The organism is Xanthomonas sp. 3307 (assembly GCF_014199735.1).
Taxonomy (GTDB): Bacteria; Pseudomonadota; Gammaproteobacteria; order Xanthomonadales; family Xanthomonadaceae; genus Xanthomonas_A; species Xanthomonas_A rydalmerensis.
In genome coordinates this window covers 159,726-185,977 of sequence record NZ_JACHOG010000009.1, presented here as the reverse complement: position 1 = coordinate 185,977, position 26,252 = coordinate 159,726, and the positions used below count along the sequence as shown (strand labels likewise).

The following is a 26,252-nucleotide window of genomic DNA, read 5'->3' as shown; positions in this document are numbered from 1 at the left end:
GCGGCCACCGAGACCGAGGCGATGGTGACGCCGTTGACGACCATGCCGGAGAAGCTGCCGCTGGCGGTCGCGGTGCCGGAGGCCAGGGCGGCCGAACCGGTCTGGGTGGCGGCGAAGCCGGCCTTGCCCAGCGAGGCGGCGCTGGCGTTGACGATGGTGTTGATGCCGATGGTCTGGCCGGCGTCGGCGCCGACCTGGAACAGCGCGCCGGAGAACGAACCGTCCAGCAGCTTGGTGCCGTTGAAGTTGGTCTGCTTGGAGACGCGGTCGATTTCCGCGGTCAGCTGCTTGACTTCCGAGTTCAGCGCACCGCGGTCGGTGGTGGAGTTGGTGGCGTTGGCCGACTGCACCGACAGTTCGCGGATACGCTGCAGGTTGTTGCCGATTTCGACCATCGCGCCTTCGGCGGTCTGCGCCAGCGAGATGCCGTCGTTGGCGTTGCGCGAGGCCACGTCCAGACCGCGGATCTGGGTGGTGAAGCGCTCGGAGATCGCCAGGCCGGCCGCGTCGTCCTTGGCGCTGTTGATGCGCAGGCCGGAAGACAGGCGCTGGATCGTCGTCGCCAGGCTGGTGCTGGTGGTGTTGAGGTTGCGCTGAGCGTTCAGCGACATTACGTTGGTATTGATGACCTGTGCCATTTTGATATCTCCTCTTAGCGATTTGTCCGGCGACCGGTTGGTGCCTGGAGTCTCCGCAGGGGGCCATCAATTGGCCAGTGCGGCTGGTGATATAAGTAACGGCGACAGGTGCGCAACCTTTAGCGGTTTACTGCAGAAAATTTGCCGTTCCGACAATGCGCAAAAGACCCGGGCCACGGCGAAGAGCCTGATTCGACCGCGATCCGGCAAACTTTAGGGCTTCTTTCGCCTTGTCTACCGCGCCGTCGGCGATGGCGGTCTTTTGTATAACGCGAAAGGCCCGGAGGCGTCGCCGCGCTCCGGGCCTTTCGGTATATCCGGTTTATCGCTTGATGATCAGAGCCTGTCGAACAGCGACATCTTCTGCATCTGGGTAAAGATGGTCTGTGCCGCTTTCAGCGCCGACTGTTCCAGCTGGTATTGGGAAATCGCTTGCGCGTAGTCGAGGTCGCGCAGCGAGGACAGGGTGGTCTTCAGGGTCACGTCGTTGGCGGCGCGCAGGTCGGTGGCGTTATCGATCGCCGCCAGTTGGGCGCCGCCGGCGGCGCGCGCGTCGATCATCTTCGACGAGGCCTGGGTGATGTCGCGCATCGACGATTGCAGGCCGTTCTGCAGTGCGGCCTTGGCCGTGGGGGTGATGGGATCGGTGTTGAGCAGGTCGACCAGGTTGCTGATCGTGGAGAACACGTCCTTGGTGGTCGACGGCCCGATCTGGAAGCTGTCGCCGGCGGCGGGTGCGCCGTCCACGCGCATCTTCAGGCCGGGCAGGCCGATGCTCTCGCCGGCGGCATAAGTGCCGGTGTTGACCACGGTGCCGCTGCTGTCGCGCACCTCGTAGGTGGTGGCGGCGGTGAACACGACGTTGTAGCTGCCGCCGTTCCAGGCGGTCGCGCTCGAGCCGTCGCGGCTGAAGTCCAGCAACAGGCCGGTGCCGGTGTTGGAGGCGGCCGCGTGCGCGTCCACGGTGCCGTCGCCGGTCGGCACGCGCATGAAGATCTCGCTGCCGGGCAGGGTGTCGGAGACCTTGGTATCCGGGGCCACCTCCACGCTGCGCTGGGTCTGGTTGCCGCTGTACACCACGTTGCCGGAGACCACGGCGAAGGGTGCGGCGTCGTCGGCCGTGCCGCCGAACAGGTAGCGGCCGGAGCCGTCGGTGCTGTTGGACAGGCTGAGCAGGCTGTCGTGCAGGGTCTTCAGTTCCGCGGCGATGGCCTTGCGGTCGGGGGTGGTCAGCGCCGAACTATTGGCTTCCACCGTCAGATCCTTGACCCGGGCCATCAGGTCCCCGGCCTGCGACAGCGAGTTCTCCTGCAGGTTGAGCCGGTTCTGTACGTTGTTGGCGTTGTCGCCGAAGCGGGCCAGCGCGGCCACCGTGCGATCCAGGCTGACCGCGGTACCCGCGGCGACCGGGTCGTCGGCCGCGCTGACGATGCGCTGGCCGGTGGAGAGCTGCTGCTGCAGGTGCGAGATCGTCGCCTGCTTGCCGAGCATGGTGTTGAGCGACTGATTGAAGATCATGCCGCTGGAGATGCGATTGCTCATCGGACCGCGCTCAGGATGGACTGGAACAGGGTGTCGGCGGTGGAGATCAGGCGCGAGGCCGCCTGGTAGGCCTGCTGCAGCCGCAGCATGTCCGCCGCTTCCTCGTCGAGGTTGACGCCGGATAGCGAGTCGCGCGCATCCTGGGCGCTGCTCTGGATCACGTCCTGCGCGTCGGCGGCGTACTTGGCCTGGCGGGCCGCCGAGCCGACCGTGGTGGTCAGGCCGGCCACCGCACCGTTGAGGGTGATGGTGCCGCCGTTGAAGGCCTTGGAGTCGTCGAGATTGGACAGCAGCAGGGCGTTGCCGTTGTTGCTCGAGCCGACGCCGGTCGGGCCCACCGCGAAGCTGTCGCCGGCCGACGGCATGCCGTCCATGGTCAGGCTCCAGCCATTGGCGCTGATGGTCTGGCCGGCGGTATAGGTCTGCGGTGCGCCGCCGTTGATCGAGTAGTGCGTGGAATCGATGAAGGCGATGCTTGCCGGCGTCAGCAGGTTGGCGTTGCTGGCGTCGGTTGCGGTGACCCCACTGACCTTGCCGGTGCCCAGGTTGCTCAGCGTGGCGCTGGCCTGGATCGGCGTCGCCGCGGCGATGCGCGAGGGGTCGGTGATGGCCACGGACAGTTTGCTGATGGCGTTGGCCGTGGGTTGCAGCAGGAACTTGTCGCCGCTGGCGGCGGTGCCGGACACCTGCAGGGACACGCCGTTGACCACGAACGGATCGGCACTGGTGCCCGAACCGCTCATCGGGACGCTGGCGCCGGTGTCGCTGCGGCTGGCGCTCCAGGCGGTGCCGTTGTAGGTCAGCAGCAGGTTCTGCCCGTCGAGCTTGCTCAGGTCGCTGACGTTGGCGGTGAACGCCGCGGTGCCGGTGTTGGCGCTGTTGCCGTCCACGCTCGGCGCCGGCAGGTTGAAGAAATCGCCGCCCAGCTGCCCGTACAGGTCCATGCCGGCATGGTGCTGCTGGTTGTAGCTGCTGGCCACGCCGGTGGCGATACGGCCGAGTTCGGCCTTGGTCGGATCCAGGACGTTGCTGCGGAACTCCAGGAAGCCGCCGAGCTGCCCCCCCAGCGCCTTGCTGGTAAGCGGCGTCGAGCCGCCCGGCGTCTTCAGCGCGATCTGCAGCTTTTCCGGCTGGTAGGGGTCGGGACTGGTGACCAGCGTCGACGCATTGGTGCCGACCACCATGGCCTGGCCGCCGGAGGTGTAGACGTTCATCATCCCGCCGTCCTGCTGGATGACGCTGCCGCCGGTGTAGCCGATGAGCTGGCTGATCATCTGGTCGCGGCGATCGAGCAGGTCCGGCGCGGCGGCATTGGCGTTGGAGCCGATCTGGCCGTTGAGCTTGGCGATCTCGGTGGCCAGGCGGTTGGCCTCGGCGGTGCCGGCCAGCAGGCCGTTGTTGACCTCGCTGCCGAGCGAATCGAGCTGGCCGTTGAGCTGCTTGAAGCGGGTCACCAGCGAATTGCCGGCGTCCAGCAGGTTCTGCCGGTTGGCGCTGGCCGAGGCGTTGGAGGACAGGCCGCTGGTGGCGTCGAAGAAGTTCGACCACTGCCCGGCGATGCTGGTGGCCTTGTCCGAGAACAGCCCGTCCACGCGGCTGGACAGGCTCGACAGCTGCTTCAGCCGGGCCACTTCGCCGGTGCTGTCGAACAGCCGCGAGATCGCCAGCTGGTCGGCGACGCGGGAGACGTCGGTGATCTGGGTGCCGTTGCCGATGAACTCGCTGCCGTACTGGCTGGGGACCGTGGTCGCGAACGTCGTCCGCTGCCGGCTGTAGCCGTCGGTATTGATGTTGGCGACGTTGTGGCTGACCGTGGACAGCGCCCGCTGGAAGGCGAGCAGGGCGCCGGTACCGGTAGAGAGAATGGACATGGGCGGCTACCTCAGCGGCGCACGAGGCCGGACGAATCGACGGTGCTGGCCAGCACGCGCTCGATGCCGCCGGCGGCGGCGCTGCCGATCGCGGCGACCGCGCGACCGATGGTCGGGCCGCCGGCGATGGCGGCGATCTTGGCCGCATAGGCCGGATCGGTGGCGTAGCCGGCGCGCTGCAGGCCCTGGGCGAAGCCGCGGATGTCGGTACCGGCCTTCAGCGCCTGCTGATAGCGCGGATTGGTCTTCAGCAGGCGCACGTAGTCGGCGAAACTCTCCGCCGGCGAGGAATAGGCACGGAAATCGGCGGTCTGCGACTGCTTGACCCCGTCCACGTACTCGTGGGTGCCGGTGGTCACGCGGTCGCCGTTCCAGCCGGTGGCCTTGATCCCGAACAGGTTGTTGGAACTGGCGCCGTCGCCGCGGGAAATGCCGCGGCGGCCCCAGCCGGTTTCCAGCGCGGCCTGCGCGACCAGGGCGCGCGCGTCCACGCCCAGTTCCTGCGCGGCCTTCTGCGCATGGTTCCAGATCTTGGCGACGAAGCCTTCCGGGGTGCGCTCGCCGAGGCTGGCCGCGGCGGCATTGGCTGCCGCGGCGGCGCTGGGATCGATGGCGTTGCCGCTGTCGGCGGTGGCCTGCACGTTCGACCAGCGGTCGTCGGCGCCGGCCCAGGACATCCCGGCGCTGCCGTCGGCCGGGCTGCTGCCGATGGCCTGGTGCATCGCGCTGCTCTCGCGGCCGGCAATCATGTCCAGCACCTGCTGCTGCGGCGAGGCGGTCGCCTCGGCGCCGCTCCACGGGCCAACGCCGGCGCCGGCCGTGGCACCGGCGGCCAGCGCGGCGTCGCCCTGCAGCGGCATCGGGCCGTTGCCGGACTGGCCGGACACCAGCGAATAGGCCTTGGCCGCCTTGGCCGCGTCCAGCGAGGTATTGGTGGGCGTGGCCGCGGCCGACTGCCCGCCGCCCAACTGCTTGGAGATCATCGCGGCCAGGCCCAGCCCCTTGCCGTCGGTCAGGCCCTTGGCCAGTTGTTGGTCGTACATGTCGCGGAAGGTCTGGTTCTCGCCCGGGAACAGCGAGTTGCCGAAGCTTGCGTCGCGCATGCTCTTGACCAGCATGTTGGCGAACTGCCCTTCGAGCTGGCGCGAGACCTTCTCGATCTTGGCCGGATCGTTTTGGGTAGAGGCGTGCAGGTCGAAGGGAGCGGCCGAGATACGCATGTCAGATCACCTCCAGCTCCGCGCTCAGGGCACCAGCCTGCTTGAGCGCTTCCAGAATCGCGATCAGGTCGCCAGGTGCGGCGCCGACCTCGTTGACCGCCCGGACGATCTGATCCAGCGAGGTGCCGCCCTCGAACTTGAACATGCGGCTGCCTTCGTTGGTGGCGGTGATGGTGGACTTGGGCGTGGCCACGGTCTGGCCGCCGCTCAGGGCATTGGGCTGACTGACCTGGGTGCCTTCGCTGATGGTCACCGTCAGCGAGCCGTGCGAGATCGCCGCCGGGCTGACCCGCACCTGCGAGCCGATCACCACCGTGCCGGTGCGGGCATTGACCACCACCTTGGCCGCCGCCGCGCCCGGCGACAGCTCCACGTTCTCGATGCGTGCCAGCAGGCCGATCCGCGCGCTCTGGTCGGTGGGCGAACGCACCGCCACGGTGGAGCCGTCCACCGCGTGCGCGCTGCCCGGGCCGAAGGTGCTTTCCAGCGCGGAGACCATGCGCGAGACGGTGGTGAAATCGGGCTGATGCAGGTTCAGGGTGATCTCGCCGGTGTTGCCGAACACGTCCGGCAGCGCACGTTCCACCGTCGCGCCGTTGGGAATCAGGCCGACGCTGGGCACGTTCACCGAGATCCGCGAACCGTCCTTGCCCTGCGCGCCGAAGCCGCCGACCACCAGGTTGCCCTGCGCGACCGCATAGACCTGGCCGTCGGCGCCCTTCAGCGGCGCCATCAGCAGGGTGCCGCCGCGCAGCGAGATGGCGTTGCCGATCGAGGAGACGGTGATGTCGATGGTCTGGCCCGGCTTGGCGAATGCCGGCAGCTGCGCGCTGATCGCCACCGCGGCCACGTTCTTCAGCTGCGGGTTGACGTTCGACGGCACGTTGACGCCCAACTCGCCGAGCATGTTCTTCAGGCTCTGCACGGTGAAGGGCGCCTGGCTGGTGCGGTCGCCGCTGCCGTCCAGGCCGACCACCAGGCCGTAGCCGACCAGCGCGTTGTTGCGCACGCCGCCGACCTGGGCCAGGTCCTTGATGCGTTCGGCCGCGGCCGGCGCGGCCAGGCCCGCGCACAGGGCGACGGCGGCGAGCAGGCGGCAGGGCAGGGACAGGAGATTCATGACGGGCCTCAGTACGGCGAGATGCGCGAGTTGAAGAAGCGGCTCAGCCAGCCCATTGCGTTGGACTGCGCGACCGCGCCGCGGCCGCCGTAGGCGATGCGCGCTTCGGCCACCTTGCTGGAGGGAATGGTGTTGTCCGGGGCGATGTCGGCGGCGCGGACCACGCCCTGCACCTGCACCAGTTCGTCGCCCTGGTTCAGCCGCAGGTTCTTCTGGCCCTGGATCACCAGGTTGCCGTTGGGCAGGCGCTGCATCACGGTCACGGTGATGCTGCCCTGCATGGTGTTGCTCTGCGCGGTGTTGCCCTTGCCGGCGAAGCTGCGGTCGCCGCTGGTGGAGTTGTTGAGGATGTTGGTGCCGTTGACGGTGAGCGGCGCGCCGAGCAGGGTCGGCGTGGCCATGGTCACCGCATCCTTCTTGCTGATGCTGGTGTTGGCGGTGCTGCTGGCGTTGGTGCTTTCGACCAGGGTGATGGTCAGCAGGTCGCCGACGTCGCGGGCGCGACGGTCCGAATACAGCTGCAGGCCGGGGCCGGCGGCGTAGATCGCGCCAGCCGTGGGCTGCGCCTGCGGCGCCATCACCGGCGTGATCGGCGCCATCGGCGCGTACGGACGCACGTCGCCGGCGGCCACGCCCAGACCGGCGCAACCGCCGAGCAGGACCGGCAGCAGCAGCACGGCGGAGAAGGAGAGAGAGGACAGGCGCGACATGGCGGATTCCGGAGGCGAGGGGATCAGACGTTGTTGTTCAGATAGCCGAGCATGGAGTCGGTGGTGGAGATGGCCTTGGCGTTCATCTCGTAGGCGCGCTGGGTTTCGATCATGCTCACCAGCTCTTCCACCACGTTGACGTTGCTGCCTTCCAGCGCACCCTGCGCGATGTTGCCGAGGCCGTTGAGGCCGGGCGTGCCGTTCGTGGCCGGGCCGGAGGCGGCGGTTTCCACGTACAGGTTCTGGCCCTTGGCCTGCAGGCCCGAGGGATTGATGAAGTCGGTCAGGGTCAGCGAGCCGACCTGCAGCGCGGCGGCGGTGCCGGCGACCTGCACGCTGACCGTGCCGTCGTTGCCGATGGTCACCGACTGCGCGCCTTCCGGGATCTGGATACCCGGCTGGATCGCGTAGCCGCTGTTGGTGACCAATTGGCCCTGCGCATCGATCTGGAAGCTGCCGTCGCGGGTGTAGGCCGTGGTGCCGTCCGGCATCTGCACTTCGAAGAAGCCGCGGCCGTTGACCATCACGTCCAGGGCGCGGCCGGTCTGCTGCTGGCTGCCCTGCTCGAAATCCTTGGCGGTGGCGACCACGCGCACGCCGGTACCGATCTGCAGACCCGAGGGCAACTGCGTCTGCGAGGAACTGGCGCCGCCGGGCTGCCGCACCTGCTGGTACAGCAGGTCCTCGAAGTTGGCGCGGTCGCGCTTGAAACCGGTGGTGTTGGTGTTGGCCAGGTTGTTGGAGACGACCGACATGCGCGTCTGCTGCGCATCCAGTCCGGTCTTGGCGACCCACAAAGCCTGATTCATGACCCGAGTTCCTCTGATGGTGGCCCCGGCACGACGCGCCGGGGGCGCAGGGAGTGATGCACGTGCCGTGCCAAACCGGCGCCCGAGGCGCCGCGGCGTGCCTTAGCCGTTCAGACGCAGCAGGGTGTTGGCCGACTGCGCGTTCTCGTCGCCGTTCTTGATGACCTTGACCTGCATTTCGAACTGGCGCTGCAACTGGATCATCTGCACCAGCGCGCCGGCGGCATCGACGTTGCTGCCTTCGAGCATGCCGGTGCGCAGCGAGTTGCCGGTGGCCGGCGCGAAGGCCTTGGCCGGATCGTCGCTGACGTTGCGCATCAGGCCGTCGGGACGGCGGCTGAGCTGGTCCGGCGGCGCCTGCACCACCTTCAGCGTGGCGATGGTGCTCATCGCGGTGGGGGCTTCGCCCAGCGGCACGATCGACACCGTGCCGTCGTTGCCGATTTCCAGCGACTGGTGCGGCGGAATCGAGACCGGGTTGCCCTGGTCGTCGAGCACCGCATGGCCGCTGGCGGTGACCAGCTGGCCATTCGGGGTCAGCGCCAATTCGCCGCCGCGCGTGTACGCCTCCTTGCCGTCGGACGACTGCACCGCCAGCCAGCGATCGGCATCCAGCGACACATCCAGCGGATTGCCGGTCGTGTGCTGGGCGCCGACGTCGCGGTTGAAGCCCTGGTCGATGTGCAACGCATCGATGCGCGACGGATAACCGGCGCCAGGAATCCGATACGCCTCGGTGTTGGCCAACGCCGCCTTGAACCCGGAGGTCTCGACATTGGCCAGGTTGTGCGACACGGTGGCCTGCGCCTGCAGCGAGGCGCGGGCGCCGGTCATGGCGACGTAGAGGGCTTTGTCCATGGGTGTGGGCCGTGATTCGGGAGAAGGGATTCGGGATTCGAAGAAGCGGAAGTACCGCAGACGATCGGAAGTGGTGGCTCAAGCTGGCGCCCGGTCGACGGGACGCCAGCGGTGACGAATCACCAATCCCGAATCACCAATCCCGGCCTTAACGCATATTGATGATCGTCTGCGTGACCTGATCCTGGGTCGAGATCACCTGCGAGTTGGCCTGGAAGTTGCGCTGGGCCACGATCATGTTGACCAGCTGCTCGGTCAGGTCGACGGTCGAGGATTCCAGCGCGCCGGACTGCACGCTGCCGAAGTCCGAGGTCGCCGGTGAGCCGGTCCGGGCCAGGCCCGAGGCCGAGCTTTCCGCCCAGGCGTTGTCGCCGAGCGAACTCAGGCCCTGCGGATTGACGAAGTTGGTCACTGCGATCTGGCCCAGCGCCTTGTCGGCGTTGTTGGAGTAGCGCGCGTAGACGATGCCTTTCTCGTCGATGCTGATCGAATTGAGCTTGCCGCTGGCATAGCCGTCCTGGGTGGCGCCGCGCAGGGCGAAGGCCTCGCCGTACTGGGTCGACCCGAACACATTCAGGTTCAGCGACAGGGTGCCGGCACCGGTGCTGGGGGTGAAGGTGCCCAGCGCGATCTTGCCGTCAGGCGGGCTGACCAGCGCGCCGCTGTTGGAGAACTGCAGCGTGCTGGCACCACCGGCGGCGACGCCGTCCACGTAGTTGTAGACGGTCCACTGGTTGGGCGTGGAGGTCTTGACGAAGTACGAGGTCTGCACGTGGGCCACGCCCAGCGAGTCGTACACCGTGGTGCCGCCGCTGGAGTTGTTGTAGCTGTTGGCGTCGTTCGGATCGAACGTGGCCACCGTCGGCGGCTGGGTGTTGCCGGGCAGGGTGAAGGTCAGGTTGACCGTACTGGTCTGCTTGGGCGGGCTGTCGGTGGTCAGCAGCTGCAGGTCGGTCAGGGTACCGGCGGCGAAGCCGTTGCCGTTGCTGGCCGGCGGGAATACCTGCAGGCGGCCGCCCTGCGGATTGACCACGTAGCCGTTGGCGTCGGTCTGGAAGTTGCCGGCACGCGAGTACACGCGGGCACCGTTGTTGGACAGGGTGAAGAAGCCGGAACCGGAGATGGCCAGATCCAGGCTGCGCCCGGTCGGATCGATGGTGCCCTGCGAGAACTGCTGGGCGACGTTGCTGACGCGCACGCCCGAACCCACCGCGTTGCGCGCCAGGCCGTAGCCGTTGAGCGTGAACTGGTCGGCGAACTCGGCGCGCGAGCCCTTGAAGCCGGTGGTGTTGGCGTTGGCGATGTTGTTGGCGGTGACGTTGAGGTCGGTATTGGCCGCCCTGAGGCCTGACAGCGATGTATTGAAACCCATGGTGGACTCCTGTGGATGGTCGGCGTGGCGTTAGCTGACGCGGAGAACGTTGGTCAGCGGCGTGGTGCCGAGCCCGGTCAGATCGAGATAGATGCCGTCCGATCCGATGATGGCGCTCTCGACCGGCGCCTGGACGTAGGTGGACAGGGAGAGCTGGTTGCCCTTGGCGTCGGTCTGCCCGGCGGTGATGCTGTAGCTGCCGGCCGGCATGCGCTTGCCGCTGGCGTCGGTGCCGTCCCAGGCGAAATCGAGCTGGCCGGCCTTGTCGGCGGTCAGGCTGATCTTCTTGATCGGCTGGCCGTTGGCATCGCTGACGGTGACGTCGACCACGCCTGCGTCCTTGGCCGCCACCAGGCCGCCGGTGCTGCCTTCGGCGCCCAGCGGCAGCGAGGCCGACGGCACCAGCACCTTGTGGCCGATCAGGTTGGCGCCGCGCAGCACCTGGTCGGTGCTCATCGACGAGGACAGCGCGGTCACGGTCTTGTTGAGGTCGCCGATGCCCTGCACGGTGGACAGCTGCGCCATCTGCGCGACCATCTGGCTGTTGTCCATCGGCTTGAGCGGATCCTGGTGCTGCAGCTGTTCGGTCATCAGCTTCAGGAAGTCGGCCTGCTGCAGCGCCTTGCCGCTGGTGGTGCTGGTATTGCTCGAGGCGCTCAGGCCAAGACTGGAATAGGTGGTGTCGGTGGAACTGGTGACGCTGGTCATGGAGGCGGTCCTGGAACGTGAGACGGCGGAAGGAGGGCGGCTCAGCGGCCCATGGTCAGAGTGGCCAGCGCCAGTTCCTTGGCAGTGTTGAGAACCTCCACGCCGGCCTGGTAATTGCGCGAGGCGGAGATCAGGTTGACCATCTGCGAGACCGGGTCCACATCGGGCGAATAGATGTAGCCCTCGGAATCGGCGAGCGGATGGCCGGGTTCGTAGCGCTTGATCGGCGGCGCGTTGGTCTGGGCGATTTCCTTGACGTTGACCGAGGTCAGGCTGCTGTCGTGCGGATTGCGCACCGCCTGGAAGATCGGCTCGATCGGCTTGTAGGCCGCCTCCGCCGAACCGGCCACCGAATCGGCGTTGGACAGGTTGCTGGCGATGGTGCTCATGCGCACCGACTGCGCCTTGAGCGCGGAGCCGGCGACGTCGAAGATCGGCAGGTTGCTCATGCTTATTGGCCCGTGATCGCGGTGAGCATGTTGCGCACCTTGGATTCGATGAAGCTCAGCGAGGCGCGGTACTCCAGCGCGGCGCGGCCGTAGGCGGCGCGTTCGGCATCCGGATCGACGGTGTTGCCGTCCAGGCTGGGCTGGCTGGCGAAGCGGGTGACCTGGAACGGGTTCAGGCCATCGCCGCCGACGGCGATGTGGCGGCTGTCGTCGACCGCGAGCTGGGTGCCCTCGCGCTGTCCCTGTGCGGCACGCATCGCCGCGTCGAAATCCAGGTCCTGGGCCTTGTACCCGGGCGTGTCGACGTTGCTGAGGTTGCTGGCGATCAGCTTCATGCGCTGCTCGCGCAGCGGCAGGGCGTCGCCATGGACGCCGAAGTAGGCTGTGATCGGATTGGACATGGCACGATCCCGCGGTTCGTTGCCGAAACAACAGGCAAGGCGCGTGCCAAAGTCGGGTGCCGAGCCCGTGCGATCAGGGTTCGGCCGCGGGACGCCGGAGCGTCCGCTGTCTTTAATATGCCGTCAGGCAGGCCGCGCGGCGGGGCGCGGCGCCCGGGTCAGGCCGCCTGTGCGGCCGCGGCGACGACCCGCAGCCGGGTCAGCACGTACTCGGCCAACTCGTTGGGGCTGTACTTGGCCACGAAGGCGTTGGCGCCCACGCGCTCGACCATCGCATTGTTGAACACGCCCGACAGCGAGGTGTGCAACAGCACGTACAGGCCGGCCAGGCCTGGATGGCGGCGGATTTCCGTCGTCAGCGTATAGCCGTCCATCGCCGGCATCTCGATGTCCGAGATCACCATGGCGTAGCGTTCGGCCGGATTCTCGCCGGCCGCATGGATCTGCAAGAGATGGTCCAGGGCCTGGCGACCGTCCGAGAGCAGGGTCGCGGCGACCCCGAGCTGGTCCAGCACGCTGCGGATCTGCTGCCGCGCCACCCGCGAGTCGTCCACCACCAGTACCTGCAACTGCGGGCCGGTGAGGGCCAGCGACGGGTCCAGATTGGCCTCGACCCGGGTCTGGGCGATGTCGGCCAGCACGCTCTCCACGTCGATCACCTGGATCAGCTCGCCCTGGAAGCGGGTCACCGCGGTCAGGTAGCTGGATTCGGCGCCCAGTTCCGGCGGCGGATGGATGTCCTCCACCGCGATGTTGACGATGCGCTCCACGCCGCTGACCAGGAAGCCCTGGACCGACCGGTTGAACTCGGTCACCACCAGATAGGCTGGCGCGGTATCCGCGTTCGGCTCGCGCTCCGGGTGGCCGATGGCCAGGCCCAGGTCAAGCACCGGTACCGAGCGCCCGCGCACGTCGGCGACGCCGGAGAATTGCAGTGGCAGCCCGGGCACCTGGAACAACTCCGGCCGGCGCAGCACTTCCTGCACCTTGAAGACGTTCACGCCAAAAAGCTGACGACCGCCCAGCCGGAACAGCAGCAGGGCAAGCCGGTTGTGGCCCGCCAAGCGGGTGCGCTGGTCGATTCGGTTGAGAAGGTCATGACTCATGGCGTTCATATCGGCGCCTGCGCGGCGGAACTTGAGGGCGCGGTGCGGATCGGGCGTGCGGTTTGCGGCACGGCCTTTGCATGGTGTCGGCGACCTTTCCCACAGAGACGGCCATGCGCCCGATCCTATTGCTGGTCCTGCTGGCGGCGACGCCGGCCTGGGCCGCGGACTTCCAGTCGGTGGACTCGATCCGTGCCGCGGCGCTGTCCCTGGCCGGGGCCGACGCCGACGCCGAGGCGACCCTGGACCCGTCGGTGCGGGTGCCGCTGTGCCCGGTGCCGTTGCAGGCCCAGCCGACCGGCACTACGACCGTTGAGGTGAGCTGCCCGCGCGAGACCGGCTGGCGGCTGTTCGTGCCGGTCAAGGTGCGGCGCATGCAGCACGTGCTGGTGCTGGCGCGCGGCCTGTCCGCTGGAGAAACCATCGGCGCGGCCGATATCGTTCCCGAGAAGCGCGACGCGGCGCGCATCGTCGGCGCCGCGATGACCGAGCCGGAGATGGCGATCGGCAAGGTGGCGCGGCGCACCCTGCCGGCCGGCACCTTGTTGTCTGCCACCGACCTGGTCGCGCCGCGGCTGGTCCGGCGCGGCGACAATGTGGCGCTCGTGGCACGCAGCGGCGGTCTGGAAGTGCGGATGGCCGGGCGCGCACTGGGCGATGCGGGCGAAAACGAGCGGGTGACCGTCGAAAACCTGTCGTCCCGGCGTATCGTTCAGGGAACTGTGTCACAAAATGGCGACGTTTTAGTGACGCGCTAAGAATCCGGCTAAAGTTCTCCGACGCTGTGCCGTTACCTACACCGAACCCGTAACAGGATGTCCGTCATGACCCAGAAAATTGAAGGGAATTTGCCGAGCCCGGCCACCCTTCGCACGTCGTCCGTCTCGACCAAGGCCGCCTCCGGCGCGTCCGAGGAAGGCAAGGACCGTGCGGTCGGTGCGGCCGCTGCAACCGATAGCCTGCGCCTGACCGGCGAGGCCTCCGGCCTGCAGACCCTACAACGCCAACTGTCGGCCGCGCCGGCGGTGGACAGCAGCCGCGTCGATGCGGTGCGCAGTGCGCTGCAGAACGGCAGCTACAAGATCAACCCCGACGCGATCGCCAGCCGCATGATCGATATGGATCGGCAACTCGGCGCATGAACATGTCCGTGACCAACCTCCTGCAGCAGCTCAGCGACGCGCTCGCCGGCGAGCGCCAGGCCTTGTTGGATCACAACGTGGAAGGCCTCATGCAGGCGACCAGCGCCAAGCTGGCGGCACTGCGCGCACTGGAGGCCGATGTGCCCGCCGGCGCCGAGGCCGAGTTGCGCCTGCGCGAGCTGGCCGACGCCAACCGCGCCAACGGCGCGCTGCTGTCGCGGCGACGACGCGAGGTCAACTGGGCATTGCGCCACCTCGGCCGCAGCGAGAGCGCGTCGTCCTACGACGCCAACGGCCAGTCCAGCACGCCGCTCTCCCAGCGTCCCCTGGCAGTCGCGTAAGCCGCAGCGCGTCCCAACGCGGGTCGCGCATCCGCCGGCGCCAACGGCGTATATTGGGCATCCATCGATCGCCCGCGGCCTGTCGTGAATTTCGCCGAAATCAATCCCAACCAACCGCTTGTCCTGCCCTCGCGCGAGCACCTGCTCGCGTTGAGCGAACTGTTGTACGAAGGCGTGGTGCTGTTCCGTGCCGACGGGCAACTGCTGCTGGCCAACAGCGCCGCGCGCCGCCATCTTTCCGGCACCGACGCCGGCCTGGCCGCGCACCTGGCGCAGTGGCTGCCGAGCGATGCGCTGTCACAGGCGCGCAGCAGCGGCCGCTGGAGCGGGAGCCTGCCGACCGAACACCACGTGGTGCTGGCGCATCTGTACTTCCATGCCGATGCAGACGGCGGCCATTACCTGATGCTGATCCAGGGCATCGAAGGCCAGCAGGACTACGAACAGGAACTGCAGCAGCGCCACGCCGAGTTGCGCCAGGCCTACCTGCGCCTCAACGGCGCTCAGGAAAAGCTGCTGCAGTCGGAGAAGATGGCCTCGATCGGCCAGCTCGCCGCCGGCGTCGCCCACGAGATCAACAATCCGATCGGCTATGTCCACTCCAATCTGGGCAGCCTGCAGGAGTATCTGCGCAGCCTGTTCACCCTGATCGAGGCCTACGAGCGCGCCCTGCGCGCGCCCGATCCGAAGGCGCTGATCCCGGAGATCGACGACATCCGCAACCGCTTCGACATCGACTTCATCAGCCGCGACCTGCCGCAGCTGATGGCCGAGTCGCGCGAAGGCATCGAGCGGGTCACCCGCATCGTCCGCGACCTCAAGGACTTCTCCTATTCCGGCCGCGAGGAGTCGTGGAAGCTGGTGGACCTGCACTCGGGTCTGGAGTCCACCATCAACATCATCTGGAACGAGCTCAAGTACAAGGTCACCCTGGAGCGCCACTACGGCAACCTGCCGCTGGTGGAGTGCCTGCCGTCCGAGCTCAACCAGGTGTACATGAACCTGCTGCTCAACGCCGGCCAGGCGATCGGCGAGCGCGGCACCATCGTGGTCAGCACCGGCCAGGACGGCGAAGAGGTGTGGATCGAGTTCAAGGACTCCGGCGCCGGCATTCCGGCGGACCTGCTGCAGCGCATCTTCGACCCGTTCTTCACCACCAAGCCGGTCGGCAGCGGCACCGGCCTGGGCCTGTCGATCTCCTACGGCATCATCAACAAGCACCACGGCCGCATCGATGTCAGCAGCACCGTGGGCGACGGCTCGACGTTCCGGATCGTGATTCCGGTGCGGCAGCCGAAGTAGCTGAGGGGCTGGGATTCGGGAGTGGAGATTCGGGATTGGCAAAAGCGCTTTTGCGTTTGCTGTTCCCATCCGCGCGTGTCAATGAAATGCCGACACCGCGCTTTTACGAATCCCCAATCCCCAATCCCCAATGCCCAATCCCAGCCCCTCAGGGCCCCGCATCCCGCCGCTGCTCATCATGCGTGCGGAAGGCCTGGCGGATGTGTTCGCGCAGTTCGTCGTCGTTCCACGGTTTGGTCAGGAAGCGGTAGATCGCGCCACGGTTGATCGCGTCGGTGACGGTGGCCAGGTCGGTGTAGCCGGACAGGACCAGGCGGATGGTGTCGGGGTAGAGCATCTTCACCCGGCCCAGGAACTCGGTGCCGCTCATGTCGGACATGCGCTGGTCGGACAGGATCACCTGCACGTCGTTGGTGGCGAGCAGGTCGAAGGCGTCGCGGACGTTGCCGGCGGCGAGGATGCGGTAGCCATCGCGGCGGAACAGCCGCACCAGCGAGCGCAGCACGTTCTCCTCGTCGTCGAGCAGCAGCAGGGTGCGGTCCGGGCGGGTTTCGGTGAACGATTCCGGGCGCAGGTAGCGCCGGCGCAGCGCCATGCCCGCGGCTTCGGCGGACATCGGTTCGCCGAACAGGTAGCCCTGGAAGATGTCGCAGTCGTTGCGGCGCAGGAAACCCAGCTGCGCCTGCGATTCGACGCCGTTGGCGATCACCACCATGCCCAGCTGGTGGCCCATGGCGATGATCGCGCGGGCGATCGCCGCCTCGCGGTTGCCGGCCGGTGCGCTCTTGATGAAGCTGCGGTCGATCTTCAGCTTGTCCACCGGGTAGCGCACCAGCGCGCTGAGGCTGGAGTCGCCGGTGCCGAAGTTGTCCAGGCTCAGGCTGATGCCTTCGCGGCACAGGTTGGCCAGGGTCTCGTGGACGAAGTTGACGTTGTTGGTCAGCGCGCTTTCGTTGATCTCCAGCACCATCATCTGCGGTGGCACCCCGGCCGCCTGCAGCGCCGACATCACTTCGTTGAAGAAGGTCGGGCGCAGCAGCTGCAGGGTGGAGACGTTGACCGCGATGGTGAAGTCGTCGAAGCCCTGGTCGCGCCATAGCCGCGCCTGGCGCAATGCGCCCTCCATCACCCAGGTGCCGATCTGCACGATCACGCCCAGGCGCTCGGCGGTGCGCATGAAGCGCTCCGGCACCAGGATGCCCAGGGTCGGCGACTGCCAGCGCAGCAGCGATTCCATGCCGACCACGCGTCCGTCGCGGGCGCTGACCATCGGTTGGTAGCGCAGGCGCAGCTCGCCGTTGGGAATGGCGTCGACGATCTGCCGCGAGATGATGCTCTCGCTGTGCGCGCTGGGCGGGCCGTCGGCGGCATACAGGCGCACCAGGTTGCCGCCTTCGCGCGCGGCCTGGTAGACCGCGTCCTCGGCGAAGTCGAGCAGGGTCGACAGGCGCGTGGAATGCTCCGGGCACAGGCTCACGCCGATCTTGCCGGTCATGAACAGGGTGTACGGCAGCACCGACAGCGGCAGCTCGATCTGCTGCCGGATCTCCTCAGCGAAGGCTTCCGGCGGCGGCACGTCGGCGGTGCGCGGCACGGCCATTACCAGTTCGTCGCTGCCGTGGCGCCACAGCAGGCCGCGGCCGCGCAAGTGCGCCTGCAGCCGGTGCGCCAGCAGCGCCAGCGCCTGGTCGCCGACCTCCGGGCTCATGTTCTCGTTGATCGAGGCGAAGTGGTCGATGTCGATGTGCAGCAGCATCACCCCCGGCCCACCGGCCAAGGCCTCGGCGATCATGCCGGTCAGGGCGGGATGGCCCGCACCCAGGCGCGACGGCAGTTCGTCGTCCACGGGTACGGCGCTGGCGGGATTCCACATCGGCTCAGGTTCCAGGCGGGGGCGACGGCGCTGCCGCGGTGGTGTAGGGCAGGCACAGCGAGACCCGGGTTCCAGCGCCGGGCGCGGTGTCGATCTGCAGGGTACCGCCGGCGCTCTGCGCGCGCTCGCGCATCACGATCAGGCCCAGGCCGCGCGGGCCGGCCGGATCGAAGCCGTCGCCATCGTCGACCACTTCCAGGCGCAGGCGCTGGCGTTCCTCGTCGCCGAGGGTCATCCGCACTTCGCCGGCGCTGGCGTGGCGCAGCACGTTGGTCAGGCTCTCCTGGGCGATGCGGAAACAGGCCTGTTCGACCTCGCCGCTGGGGCGCTCGGGCAGGGCGGCGATGTCCAGATGCAGGCGCACCGGCGAGGCGCGGAACAGCATGCCGGCCTGCCAGCGCAGCGCCGCTTCCAGGCCCAGCGCGTCCAGCTGCGGCGGCCGCAGCAGGGTGGAGAGGTTGCGCAGCTTGGTGATGCTGCTGTCGGCCAGGTTCACGATCTCGCTCAGGTCCTCGCGCCGGCGCTCGGCGTCGGTCTCGTCCAATGCGGCGTGCGCGGACAGCTTCATCGCGGTGATCGCCTGGCCGATGTCGTCGTGCAGGTCGCGCGAGATCGCGCGGCGCTCGTCTTCCTGCAGCGAGAACAGGCGCCGCGCCATCGCCTGCAGCTCGCGGTTGCTCTGCGCCAGCGCATCGCGCATGCGCTCCGGTTCGCTGAGGTCGCGCACGATCAACAGCTTGCAGTCGCGGCCGCTGTAGCGGACGTTGCCGAACGACAGCCCGGCGTGGAACAGCGAGCCGTCGCGGCGGCACATGCGCGCGGTGGCGCCGCGTTCGCCCTTGGCGCCGGCAGCGCCCATCCGCTGCCGCACGAGCGGCAGATCGGCGCTGTCGACCAGGCCCTGCAGCGGCTCGCCGAGCAGGTTCTCGCCCTCGAAGCCGAACTGTCCGGCACAGGCGGCGTTGGCGTACAGCACGTGTTCCTGGTGCAGGATCGCCACGCCGTCCGGCAGCACCCGCACCAGTTCCCGGAACTGCTCCTCGCGCTCGTGCAGCAGGCGCCGCGAGCGCTCGTGCTCGGTCACGTCCTGCAGGGTGCCGTGCACGCAGGCGCTGCCCTCGTCGTCGCTGGACGATTCGGCGCGCAGGTGCAGCATGCGCGCCTGGCCGTCGGCGGCCAGCACCGGCAGCAGCATGTCCAGTTGCAGCGGCGCGCTGCCGCACAGGTCCTCGATCACCCGCTGGATACGCGCCTGCGACGGCACGTCGGGCGGCACCAGCAGCTCTTCCAGGCGGTGCTGGCGCGGCTGTTCCGGCACGCGCCGGCCGAGCATGCGGTAGACCTGCTCGGAATAGCTGCCCAGGCCGCTGGCCCGGTCCAGTTGCCACGAGCCCAACCGCGCGATCGACTGCGCCTCCTGCAGATGCTGCAGGGCCTGGTCGCGGCGGCGCTGCGCGTCGTACTCGGCGCTGCGGTCGCTGATCACCACCAGCCTCGCCTGCCGGCCGTGGTAGTCCAGGCTGGTGCTGCGCGCCTCGGCCATGCACTGGCTGCCGTCGCGCAGGCGCAGCGGCTCGGCCACCACGCAGGTCTTGGACGGCGTCTGCCGGATCGTCTCGATCACCTCGGCCAGGCGGGCGCTGGCACTGGGCGGCCACAGCCGGGCCAGCTCCAAGCCGACGAACTCGTCGTGCGACCAGCCGAAGAAGGCGACCGCCGCCGGGTTCACGTCGAGGATGCGCAGGCCTTCCAGGTCGTAGACCAGCATCGGGCTGGGATTGGCGTGGAACATCTGCCGGTAGCCGGCCTCCGACAGCGCCAGCCGGGTGTGCGCCTGCACCGCGGCGCGCACCAGCGGGCGCAGCAGGTAGTAGAGGGCAACCGCGGTCAGCGCCAGGAACAGGGCGTCGTTGACCAGCTGAAGAGCGACCAACGTGCCGCGATCGTCTACGAAGTGCACCAGAACCAGGTCGCTGCCGATCGACAGCGCCAGCCCCAGCAGCACGTACAGCAACACCACGCGCCAGATGCCGCGGTCCAGGCGTTGCGCCAGGCGCATGCCGGAGGTCGCCTGGGTGGGCAAGGCACTGTCGCGTTGTGGTTGCATGCCCCGGCAGCCTGCTGCGGTGATCCGTGTCCGGCGGACATCTTAGCCGCTGACGGCCGCCGCGGCCCATCGCCGGGCAGTGTCGGCGCTCAATTAATGCCAGCGGATGCCGTTATCACCTTCGACCGCTGGCCTTCAGGGCGGCGAAACGGAGTATCTCGGCGTGGATCAAGGCGTCATCGCAAGCTTGCTGCAGCACCCGCTCACCTCGGCGCTCGTCCTGCTGGACGCCGATGGCAGGCCGCTGGCGGCGAACCGGGCAGCGCAGGCACTGGAGTTGCCGCGCACCGTGGAGGCGTATGCCGAGCTGCTGCGTGCGGCCCGCGAGCGCCTGCTTGGCGGCGAGACCATGCTGGCCTGCGCCTTGCCCGGCACCGCCGGGCGGCGCCTGGACGGCTGGCTGCGTGCGGTCCGCGACGACAGCGGCGGCCTGCTGGCCTACACCCTCAGCGTGCCCGAACCGGTCGGCAGCGACGGCGCCACCCGTTGGGAAATCGCCCTGGACAGCGCCGAGCACGGCCTGTGGGACTGGGACATCCCCAGCGACACCATTTTCCGCTCCGAACGCTGGAAACGCATGCTCGGCTACGGCGGCGATGCCCCGGCCGATGGCCTGAACGCGCTGCTGCCGCTGGTCCACAGCGACGACCAGGAGCGCCTGCGCCAGGCGATCCGCGCGCATTTCGAGGGCAGCACCGAAACCTACATGTGCGAGTTCCGCCTGCGCCGGCAGGACGGGCAGTGGCACTGGATCCTGGACCGCGGCCGGATCGTCGCGCGCACCGCCGACGGCAGCCCGCTGCGCATGATCGGCACGCACACCGACATCCACGAGCAGAAGCTGCTCGAGCAGCGCCTGCGCGACCAGCAGACCCTGCTGCGCGAGGCGCAGCGCATGACCCGCATGGGCAGCTGGTCCTGGGATCCGCTGAATGACCGGGTGTGGTGCTCGCGCGAGTTCCTGCGCGTCACCGGCCTGGACGAACAGCAGACGCCGAGCAGCCGCGGCTGGTTGCGCCTGCTCAGCCGCGATTCGATGGCGCAGCTGATCTCGATCTGGCGGCGCATGGCGCGCGAGGCCAAGCCGGCCAATTTCGAGGTGGAGCTGTTGCGCGGCAGCGAGTCGCCGCTGCACCTGCGGGTGTGGGCGCAGCCGCAGGTGGAGGCCGACGGCCGCGTCCAGCGCGTGCTGGGCCAGGTGCAGAACATCACCGAGCAGCGCCAGACCGACGCGCTGATCCGCTGGCGCACCGAACTGCTCAACCGGGTCTCGGCGCTGGGCAAGATCGGCGGCTGCGAGATCGAGGTCGGCACCCGGCGCATGCAGTGGACCGAGGAGTGCTATCGCATCCATGGCCTGCGCAAGGAGGCCATCGATCTGGATCACGCGTTGGCCCTGTACACCCAGGACTCGCGCGATGCGTTCGAGTCGGCACTGGCGCGCATCGCCGAGGGCGGCCTGCCGGAGCAACTGGACCTGTGCTTCCACCGCCCGTCCGGGCAGCGCATCTGGGTGCAGGTGCTGATCGAACTGGACGAGCGCGACGGTCTGCCGCCGCGCTTCGTGGTGCTGTTCCGCGACATCACCCGTGAACGCGAGGCCAGCGAGCGCATCGAGCTGCTGGCCCACTACGACCTGCTCACCGGCCTGCCGAACCGGCAGCTGCTGCGCGAACAGGCCGAGAAGGCGATGCACGATTCGGTGGAGCGCGGCACCACGCTGGCGATGCTGTTCGTCGACCTGGACGGCTTCAAGAGCATCAACGATTCCTTCGGCCACGCCACCGGCGACGCACTGCTGAAGCTGGCGGCCACCCGCATGCATCAGCAACTGCGCACCAGCGACCTGTTCGGCCGCTTCAGCGGCGACGAATTCGTGGTGGTGCTGCGCGACCTGGCCGAGCCCGGCGACGCCGGGCACGTGGCGCGCAAGCTGATCGCGGCGCTGGCCGAACCGCTGCACAGCGGCGAGAACGTGATCAAGATCGGCGCCAGCATCGGCATCGCGCTGATGGAGGAGGGGCGCCAGGACTTCGACGGCCTGCTGCGCGCGGCCGATGCGGCGATGTACGCGGCCAAGGAGTCCGGACGCAACACCTGCCACTACTACAGCCAGGACGTGCTGCTGCGTGCGCAGCGGCGCCTGGAGATCGAGCACGCCCTGCACGGCGCGCTGGACCGGGAGGAGTTCTCGCTGGTGTACCAGCCGCTGGTGCATGCGGCGGGCGAGCGGGCCCCGGCGGTGGAAGCGCTGCTGCGCTGGCATCGCCCCGGCCATGGCCACTGCAATCCGGCCGAGTTCATTCCGATCGCAGAGGAGTGCGGCGAGATCGTGCGCCTGGGCGACTGGGTGATCGGCGAGGCCTGCCGCCAGGCCGCGGCCTGGGATGCGGCGGGGCTGAGCTTCGACCGCGTCTCGGTGAACGTCTCGGCGATGCAGTTGCGCGACCGCGGCTTCGCCGAGCGGGTGATCGAGCTGTGCCAGCGCAACGGCTGGTCGCCGAAGCGGCTGGAGCTGGAGCTGACCGAGTCGGCGCTGATCCGCGACAGCGAATCGCTGCGCCGCTGCTTCGAACTGTTCGAGCAGGAAGGCGTGCTGCTGGCGGTGGACGATTTCGGTACCGGCTTCTCCAACCTGCATTACCTCAACCGCTTCCCGGTGCAGCGCCTAAAGATCGACCGCAGCTTCGTGCAGGACATGCTGCACGACACTGGCACTGCCAAGGTCACCCAGGCGATCGTTCAACTCGGCCACGCGCTGGGCATGCAGGTGGTGGCCGAGGGCGTGGAAACCGTGCAGGAAGAGGCGCTGCTGCGCGAGCAGGGCTGCGACGAGATCCAGGGCTATCTGCACTCGCGGCCGCTGCCGCCGCGCGAACTGGCGGCCTGGTTGCGCGCGCGCCAGCAGGTGGCGCCGGCGACGCATCCGCGGCTGGTGCTGGCTGCGCAGTGAATGCGCGGCGCCGCCTGCGCCGCGCGGACTTGCGGCGCCGCAGCGGCTGGCTATACTGCGCGCGCCCATCGTTTCCCGGCCAGAGGCCACCTTCCTTGGACAGTCATCCTAGACCGACGCTGCAGCGACAGAGCTGACAGGACCGCCACGGTCTGGGTCGTCCCAGATGGGTCCCGTCCGCTCAGGACGGGATCGTTCGCCAGCCCCTCGCGGCGCTGGCCTTGATTCCGATAGTGCGCAAGCCCGATCCGCGAGGACTCCGAGCGTAGCCCCTGGCGTTTCCCGTCGTCGGAGCCGCCCATGCGCCTGTCATCGCCCTCGTCCCTGATTCGTTCGTCGCTGCGCGGTCGCGTGGCGCGGCGACGGTGTGCGTGTGCCATCCAACCGGCGCATGCCCGCGCGGCCGGCAGCGGCTGACGCACGGCGTACATCTTCCCCGGTCACACTGGGCGGTCCGCTTCGCGACCCGCGCCAGCGTCCTTTTTCCTTGCGGCGTCCGCTGCCGCTCCTGCCGGATATTCCCATGCTGCCATTCGCTCGCGACCGCTCCGCGCCCGGACAGCTCGCCGCACGTCCCGGCGTGCTGCCCAACCTGCACGATCTGGCGGTGTTCGCGCTGCTGCTGGGCCTGGGCGCGCTGCTGCTGCACGGCGCGTCCGACATGCGCGCGCCGCTGCCGCCGGCAGGCACCGCCGCGGTGTCGCTGGATCTGTGGCAGTTGCCCGAATACGGCCTGCGCACCACCTTGCGCATGTTCGCGGCGATGGCCGCCTCGCTGGTGTTCACCTTCGTGGTGGCGACCCTGGCCGCCAAGAGCCGGCGCGCCGAGCGGGTGATCGTGCCGGCGCTGGACATCCTGCAGTCGGTACCGGTGCTGGGCTTCCTCACCTTCACCGTGACCTTCTTCCTCGGCCTGTTCCCCGGCCGCCAGATCGGCGCCGAGCTGGCCTCGATCTTCGCCATCTTCACCAGCCAGGCCTGGAACATGGCGTTCTCGTTCTACCAGTCGCTGCGCAACGTGCCGCGCGACCTGGACGAGGTGTCGCGTGGCTTCGGGCTTAGCGCCTGGCAGCGTTTCTGGCGGCTGGAGGCGCCGTACGCCACGCCCTCGCTGATCTGGAACATGATGATGTCGATGTCCGGCGGCTGGTTCTTCGTGGTCGCCTCCGAGGCGATCAGCGTCGGCGACCACACCCTGGAACTGCCCGGCATCGGCTCGTACCTGGCGCTGGCGATCGGCCAGCGCAACTTCGCCGCGGTCGGCTGGGCGGTGGTGGCGATGGCCGTGCTGATCGCGCTGTACGACCAGTTGCTGTTCCGCCCGATCGTGGCCTGGTCGGACAAGTTCCGCGCCGAACTCACCGCCTCGCAGGACAAGCCGCAGTCGTGGCTGTACGACCTGCTGCGGCGCACGCGCCTGGCCAAGCGCCTGGTCGCGCCGCTGGCCTGGATCTGGCAGCGCGCCATGCTGGTGCGCTGGGCGCCGCGGCGCCAGCCGCAGCCCGTGGCGGCACCGCGCGCATCCGGCCGCAGCGGGGTCTGGGGCGATCGTCTGTGGAGCGCGGCGCTGGCCGTCGCCGGTGCGGCCGCGGCCTGGTTCGCCTACGACTATGGCCGCCGCCATCTGGGCCTGCACGACCTGTCCGAGGCCTTCGGCGGCGGCCTGGCGACGTTACTGCGGGTGGTGGTGCTGATCGCCCTGGCCAGCGTGGTGTGGGTGCCGATCGGGGTGTGGATCGGGCTGCGTCCGAAGGTGGCGCAGCGGGTGCAGCCGCTGGCGCAGTTCCTGGCCGCGTTCCCGGCCAACGTGTTGTTCCCGTTCGCGGTGCTGGCCATCGTCAGCACCGGCGCCGACCCCAACATCTGGCTGTCGCCGCTGATGATCCTCGGCACCCAGTGGTACATCCTGTTCAACGTGATCGCCGGCGCCAGCGCGTTCCCCACCGATCTGCGCGAGGCCGCGACCATCTACCACCTGCGCTCGTGGACCTGGTGGCGGCGGGTGATCCTGCCCGGCATCTTTCCGTACTACATCACCGGTGCGCTCACCGCGTCGGGCGGTTCCTGGAACGCCAGCATCGTGGCCGAGCTGGCCAGCTGGGGCCACACCCAGGTGCAGGCTTACGGCCTCGGCGCCTACATCGCCCGCGCCACCGCCGCCGGCGACGGCCCGCGGGTGCTGCTCGGGGTGGCGGTGATGTCGCTGTTCGTGACCCTCTTCAACCGCGCGGTCTGGCGACGCCTGTACGTCTTCGCCGAACGCCGCCTGCGTTTCGACTGATTCCTGGAGACCGACCATGAACTATTCCGCAAGCGTGCCCGAGCGCGCCCCACTGGTCCGCGTGCAGGGCGTGCGCAAGACCTACGACAAGGGCGGGGCGACGCCGCTGGTGGTACTGGAGGATGTCGACCTGACCCTGCACTCGGGGCAGATCGTGGGCCTGCTCGGCCGTTCCGGCTCGGGCAAGTCCACCCTGTTGCGCGCCATCGCCGGGCTGCTGCAGCCCAGCGCCGGCAGCATCGCCTTCCGCGACGCCGCCCCTGGCCAGGTCGCCGACGACATCGCCATGGTGTTCCAGAGCTTTGCCCTGTTCCCGTGGCTGACCGTGCTGCAGAACGTGGAAGTGGGCCTGGAGGCGCGCGGCGTGGCCGCCGACGAACGCCGCCGGCGCGCCCTGGCGGCGATCGACCTGATCGGCCTGGACGGCTACGAGGGCGCCTATCCGAAGGAACTGTCCGGCGGCATGCGCCAGCGCGTGGGCCTGGCGCGGGCGCTGGTGGTGCGGCCGAAGCTGCTGCTGATGGACGAACCGTTCTCGGCGCTGGACGTGCTGACCGCCGAGACCCTGCGTACCGACCTGCTGGATCTGTGGTCGGAAGGGCGCATGCCGATCGAATCGATCCTGATGGTCACCCACAACATCGAAGAGGCGGTGTTGATGTGCGACCGCATCGTGATCTTCGGCGCCAACCCGGGGCGGGTGATCGGCGAGATCGAGGTGACCCTGCCGCAGCCGCGCAATCGCCTGGCACCGGCGTTCCGCGCCCTGGTCGACGACATCTACGCGCGCATGACCGCCAGCCCGCAGCGGCCACAGACCCGCGAAGGCGTGTTCCCGGGCAGCGGCATCGCCATGGTGTTGCCGCGGGTCTCGAGCAACCTGATGGCCGGCCTGATCGAGGCGGTGGCGGCCGAGCCGTACCACGGCCGGGCCGACCTGCCGCCGCTGGCCGCCGGCCTGCAACTGGAAGTGGACGAACTGTTCCCGATCGCCGAGACCCTGCAACTGCTGCGCTTCGCCGTGTTCGAACAGGGCGACCTGCAGCTGACGCCGGCCGGGCAGCGCTTCGCCGAGCTGGGCACCGATGCGCGCAAGCAGCTGTTCGCCCAGCACCTGGCCACCTACGTGCCGTTGGCCGCGCACATCCGCCGCGTGCTCGACGAACGCCCCGCACATCACGCGCCGGCGCGCCGCTTCCGCGACGAGCTGGAAGACCACATGTCCGAGGCCTATGCGGCGGAGACGGTGCAGGCGGTCACCAGCTGGGCGCGCTACGCCGAGTATTTCGCCTACGACAAGCAGGCGGACCTGTTCTCGCTGGAGAATCCGAGCTGATCCGCCAGCGGTGTACGGCGTCGCGTAGAGCGGCTTCCGCCGCGACCCGACGCCCGACAGTGCGGAAGCGGCTTCAGGCACTGGCCCGGATGCGATGCCGGTCGATGTCGCAT

21 protein-coding genes and 1 pseudogene are annotated in these 26,252 nt (G+C 68.7%); 7 read left to right on the top strand and 15 right to left on the bottom strand.

Features of this window, described 5'->3' with window-relative positions; genetic code table 11:
* The 13 genes and pseudogenes from GGR64_RS18660 to GGR64_RS18600 form a co-directional block, all read right to left on the bottom strand.
* Positions 1 to 638: pseudogene (locus GGR64_RS18660) on the bottom strand (flagellin); the annotation flags it as partial.
* Between the two features lie 336 nt (positions 639 to 974).
* Positions 975 to 2,180 carry a flagellar hook-associated protein FlgL gene (gene flgL, locus GGR64_RS18655; protein WP_184647670.1) on the bottom strand — a complete coding sequence of 402 codons (1,206 nt, stop codon included), beginning with the start codon at positions 2,178 to 2,180 and terminating at the stop codon, positions 975 to 977.
* Positions 2,177 to 4,051, bottom strand: coding sequence for a flagellar hook-associated protein FlgK (gene flgK, locus GGR64_RS18650; protein ID WP_184647668.1), 1,875 nt, complete (start codon positions 4,049 to 4,051; stop codon positions 2,177 to 2,179). The genes flgL and flgK overlap by 4 nt, the downstream gene beginning before the upstream one ends.
* Positions 4,052 to 4,062: 11 nt before the next feature.
* On the bottom strand, positions 4,063 to 5,271 hold the full coding sequence (gene flgJ / locus GGR64_RS18645) for a flagellar assembly peptidoglycan hydrolase FlgJ (protein ID WP_160967507.1): 1,209 nt from the start codon (positions 5,269 to 5,271) through the stop codon (positions 4,063 to 4,065).
* Position 5,272: 1 nt separating this feature from the next.
* Positions 5,273 to 6,391, bottom strand: a complete 1,119-nt coding sequence (locus tag GGR64_RS18640; protein ID WP_160967505.1) for a flagellar basal body P-ring protein FlgI — start codon at positions 6,389 to 6,391, stop codon at positions 5,273 to 5,275.
* Between the two features lie 8 nt (positions 6,392 to 6,399).
* A complete protein-coding gene (gene flgH / locus GGR64_RS18635; RefSeq protein ID WP_160967503.1) occupies positions 6,400 to 7,101 on the bottom strand; it encodes a flagellar basal body L-ring protein FlgH in 702 nt (233 codons plus the stop codon).
* A gap of 23 nt (positions 7,102 to 7,124) precedes the next feature.
* The gene (gene flgG / locus GGR64_RS18630; protein ID WP_160967501.1) at positions 7,125 to 7,910 is read right to left on the bottom strand and encodes a flagellar basal-body rod protein FlgG; all 786 of its coding nucleotides are present in this window, start codon (positions 7,908 to 7,910) and stop codon (positions 7,125 to 7,127) included.
* A 102-nt stretch (positions 7,911 to 8,012) separates the two neighbouring features.
* Positions 8,013 to 8,768 carry a flagellar basal body rod protein FlgF gene (locus GGR64_RS18625; protein ID WP_160967499.1) on the bottom strand — a complete coding sequence of 252 codons (756 nt, stop codon included), beginning with the start codon at positions 8,766 to 8,768 and terminating at the stop codon, positions 8,013 to 8,015.
* A gap of 148 nt (positions 8,769 to 8,916) precedes the next feature.
* Positions 8,917 to 10,140: a flagellar hook protein FlgE gene (gene flgE, locus GGR64_RS18620; RefSeq protein WP_184647666.1), complete on the bottom strand. Its 1,224-nt coding sequence runs from the start codon at positions 10,138 to 10,140 to the stop codon at positions 8,917 to 8,919.
* A 30-nt stretch (positions 10,141 to 10,170) separates the two neighbouring features.
* A complete protein-coding gene (locus tag GGR64_RS18615; protein WP_160967495.1) occupies positions 10,171 to 10,848 on the bottom strand; it encodes a flagellar hook capping FlgD N-terminal domain-containing protein in 678 nt (225 codons plus the stop codon).
* Positions 10,849 to 10,889: 41 nt separating this feature from the next.
* Complete coding sequence (gene flgC / locus GGR64_RS18610) at positions 10,890 to 11,297, bottom strand: flagellar basal body rod protein FlgC (protein ID WP_160967493.1); 408 nt, start codon at positions 11,295 to 11,297, stop codon at positions 10,890 to 10,892.
* A 2-nt stretch (positions 11,298 to 11,299) separates the two neighbouring features.
* Positions 11,300 to 11,698, bottom strand: a complete 399-nt coding sequence (gene flgB, locus GGR64_RS18605; protein ID WP_160967491.1) for a flagellar basal body rod protein FlgB — start codon at positions 11,696 to 11,698, stop codon at positions 11,300 to 11,302.
* Positions 11,699 to 11,856: 158 nt separating this feature from the next.
* Entirely contained in the window at positions 11,857 to 12,804 is a 948-nt protein-coding gene (locus GGR64_RS18600) for a chemotaxis protein (RefSeq protein ID WP_160967489.1), read from the bottom strand.
* A gap of 113 nt (positions 12,805 to 12,917) precedes the next feature.
* Between GGR64_RS18600 and flgA the strand changes: the two genes are divergently transcribed.
* The 4 genes from flgA to GGR64_RS18580 all read left to right on the top strand — a co-directional run bounded on the left by flgA (position 12,918) and on the right by GGR64_RS18580 (position 15,589).
* A complete protein-coding gene (flgA, locus tag GGR64_RS18595; protein ID WP_184447962.1) occupies positions 12,918 to 13,562 on the top strand; it encodes a flagellar basal body P-ring formation chaperone FlgA in 645 nt (214 codons plus the stop codon).
* A gap of 66 nt (positions 13,563 to 13,628) precedes the next feature.
* Positions 13,629 to 13,946, top strand: coding sequence for a flagellar biosynthesis anti-sigma factor FlgM (gene flgM, locus GGR64_RS18590; RefSeq protein WP_160967582.1), 318 nt, complete (start codon positions 13,629 to 13,631; stop codon positions 13,944 to 13,946).
* Between the two features lie 2 nt (positions 13,947 to 13,948).
* Positions 13,949 to 14,287 carry a flagellar protein FlgN gene (locus GGR64_RS18585; RefSeq protein WP_167087820.1) on the top strand — a complete coding sequence of 113 codons (339 nt, stop codon included), beginning with the start codon at positions 13,949 to 13,951 and terminating at the stop codon, positions 14,285 to 14,287.
* A gap of 84 nt (positions 14,288 to 14,371) precedes the next feature.
* Positions 14,372 to 15,589 carry an ATP-binding protein gene (locus GGR64_RS18580; protein WP_160967483.1) on the top strand — a complete coding sequence of 406 codons (1,218 nt, stop codon included), beginning with the start codon at positions 14,372 to 14,374 and terminating at the stop codon, positions 15,587 to 15,589.
* 148 nt (positions 15,590 to 15,737) lie between these two features.
* Here the strand turns inward: GGR64_RS18580 and GGR64_RS18575 are convergent, their stop codons facing one another.
* Together GGR64_RS18575 and GGR64_RS18570 are read right to left on the bottom strand one after the other, a co-directional pair.
* Positions 15,738 to 17,462, bottom strand: a complete 1,725-nt coding sequence (locus GGR64_RS18575; protein WP_160960862.1) for an EAL domain-containing protein — start codon at positions 17,460 to 17,462, stop codon at positions 15,738 to 15,740.
* A gap of 4 nt (positions 17,463 to 17,466) precedes the next feature.
* Positions 17,467 to 19,569, bottom strand: a complete 2,103-nt coding sequence (locus GGR64_RS18570) for a PAS domain S-box protein (RefSeq protein WP_255421628.1) — start codon at positions 19,567 to 19,569, stop codon at positions 17,467 to 17,469.
* Positions 19,570 to 19,732: 163 nt separating this feature from the next.
* Here GGR64_RS18570 and GGR64_RS18565 point away from each other — a divergent pair, with 163 nt between their 5' ends.
* The 3 genes from GGR64_RS18565 to GGR64_RS18555 all read left to right on the top strand — a co-directional run bounded on the left by GGR64_RS18565 (position 19,733) and on the right by GGR64_RS18555 (position 26,139).
* On the top strand, positions 19,733 to 22,522 hold the full coding sequence (locus GGR64_RS18565) for a bifunctional diguanylate cyclase/phosphodiesterase (protein WP_160967481.1): 2,790 nt from the start codon (positions 19,733 to 19,735) through the stop codon (positions 22,520 to 22,522).
* Positions 22,523 to 23,045: 523 nt separating this feature from the next.
* Complete coding sequence (locus tag GGR64_RS18560; protein WP_160967479.1) at positions 23,046 to 24,803, top strand: ABC transporter permease subunit; 1,758 nt, start codon at positions 23,046 to 23,048, stop codon at positions 24,801 to 24,803.
* Between the two features lie 16 nt (positions 24,804 to 24,819).
* The gene (locus GGR64_RS18555) at positions 24,820 to 26,139 is read left to right on the top strand and encodes a nitrate/sulfonate/bicarbonate ABC transporter ATP-binding protein (RefSeq protein WP_184647664.1); all 1,320 of its coding nucleotides are present in this window, start codon (positions 24,820 to 24,822) and stop codon (positions 26,137 to 26,139) included.
* Positions 26,140 to 26,252: the final 113 nt, after the last annotated feature.

Bases quoted from the DNA above. Each gene is read 5' to 3' on its own strand.
- flgL (WP_184647670.1), bottom strand. From the start codon at position 2,180: ATGAGCAATCGCATCTCCAGCGGCATGATCTTCAATCAGTCGCTCAAC.
- flgK (WP_184647668.1), bottom strand. From the start codon at position 4,051: ATGTCCATTCTCTCTACCGGTACCGGCGCCCTGCTCGCCTTCCAGCGG.
- flgJ (WP_160967507.1), bottom strand. From the start codon at position 5,271: ATGCGTATCTCGGCCGCTCCCTTCGACCTGCACGCCTCTACCCAAAAC.
- GGR64_RS18640 (WP_160967505.1), bottom strand. From the start codon at position 6,391: ATGAATCTCCTGTCCCTGCCCTGCCGCCTGCTCGCCGCCGTCGCCCTG.
- flgH (WP_160967503.1), bottom strand. From the start codon at position 7,101: ATGTCGCGCCTGTCCTCTCTCTCCTTCTCCGCCGTGCTGCTGCTGCCG.
- flgG (WP_160967501.1), bottom strand. From the start codon at position 7,910: ATGAATCAGGCTTTGTGGGTCGCCAAGACCGGACTGGATGCGCAGCAG.
- GGR64_RS18625 (WP_160967499.1), bottom strand. From the start codon at position 8,768: ATGGACAAAGCCCTCTACGTCGCCATGACCGGCGCCCGCGCCTCGCTG.
- flgE (WP_184647666.1), bottom strand. From the start codon at position 10,140: ATGGGTTTCAATACATCGCTGTCAGGCCTCAGGGCGGCCAATACCGAC.
- GGR64_RS18615 (WP_160967495.1), bottom strand. From the start codon at position 10,848: ATGACCAGCGTCACCAGTTCCACCGACACCACCTATTCCAGTCTTGGC.
- flgC (WP_160967493.1), bottom strand. From the start codon at position 11,297: ATGAGCAACCTGCCGATCTTCGACGTCGCCGGCTCCGCGCTCAAGGCG.
- flgB (WP_160967491.1), bottom strand. From the start codon at position 11,698: ATGTCCAATCCGATCACAGCCTACTTCGGCGTCCATGGCGACGCCCTG.
- GGR64_RS18600 (WP_160967489.1), bottom strand. From the start codon at position 12,804: ATGAGTCATGACCTTCTCAACCGAATCGACCAGCGCACCCGCTTGGCG.
- flgA (WP_184447962.1), top strand. From the start codon at position 12,918: ATGCGCCCGATCCTATTGCTGGTCCTGCTGGCGGCGACGCCGGCCTGG.
- flgM (WP_160967582.1), top strand. From the start codon at position 13,629: ATGACCCAGAAAATTGAAGGGAATTTGCCGAGCCCGGCCACCCTTCGC.
- GGR64_RS18585 (WP_167087820.1), top strand. From the start codon at position 13,949: ATGTCCGTGACCAACCTCCTGCAGCAGCTCAGCGACGCGCTCGCCGGC.
- GGR64_RS18575 (WP_160960862.1), bottom strand. From the start codon at position 17,462: ATGTGGAATCCCGCCAGCGCCGTACCCGTGGACGACGAACTGCCGTCG.
- GGR64_RS18570 (WP_255421628.1), bottom strand. From the start codon at position 19,569: ATGCAACCACAACGCGACAGTGCCTTGCCCACCCAGGCGACCTCCGGC.
- GGR64_RS18560 (WP_160967479.1), top strand. From the start codon at position 23,046: ATGCTGCCATTCGCTCGCGACCGCTCCGCGCCCGGACAGCTCGCCGCA.
- GGR64_RS18555 (WP_184647664.1), top strand. From the start codon at position 24,820: ATGAACTATTCCGCAAGCGTGCCCGAGCGCGCCCCACTGGTCCGCGTG.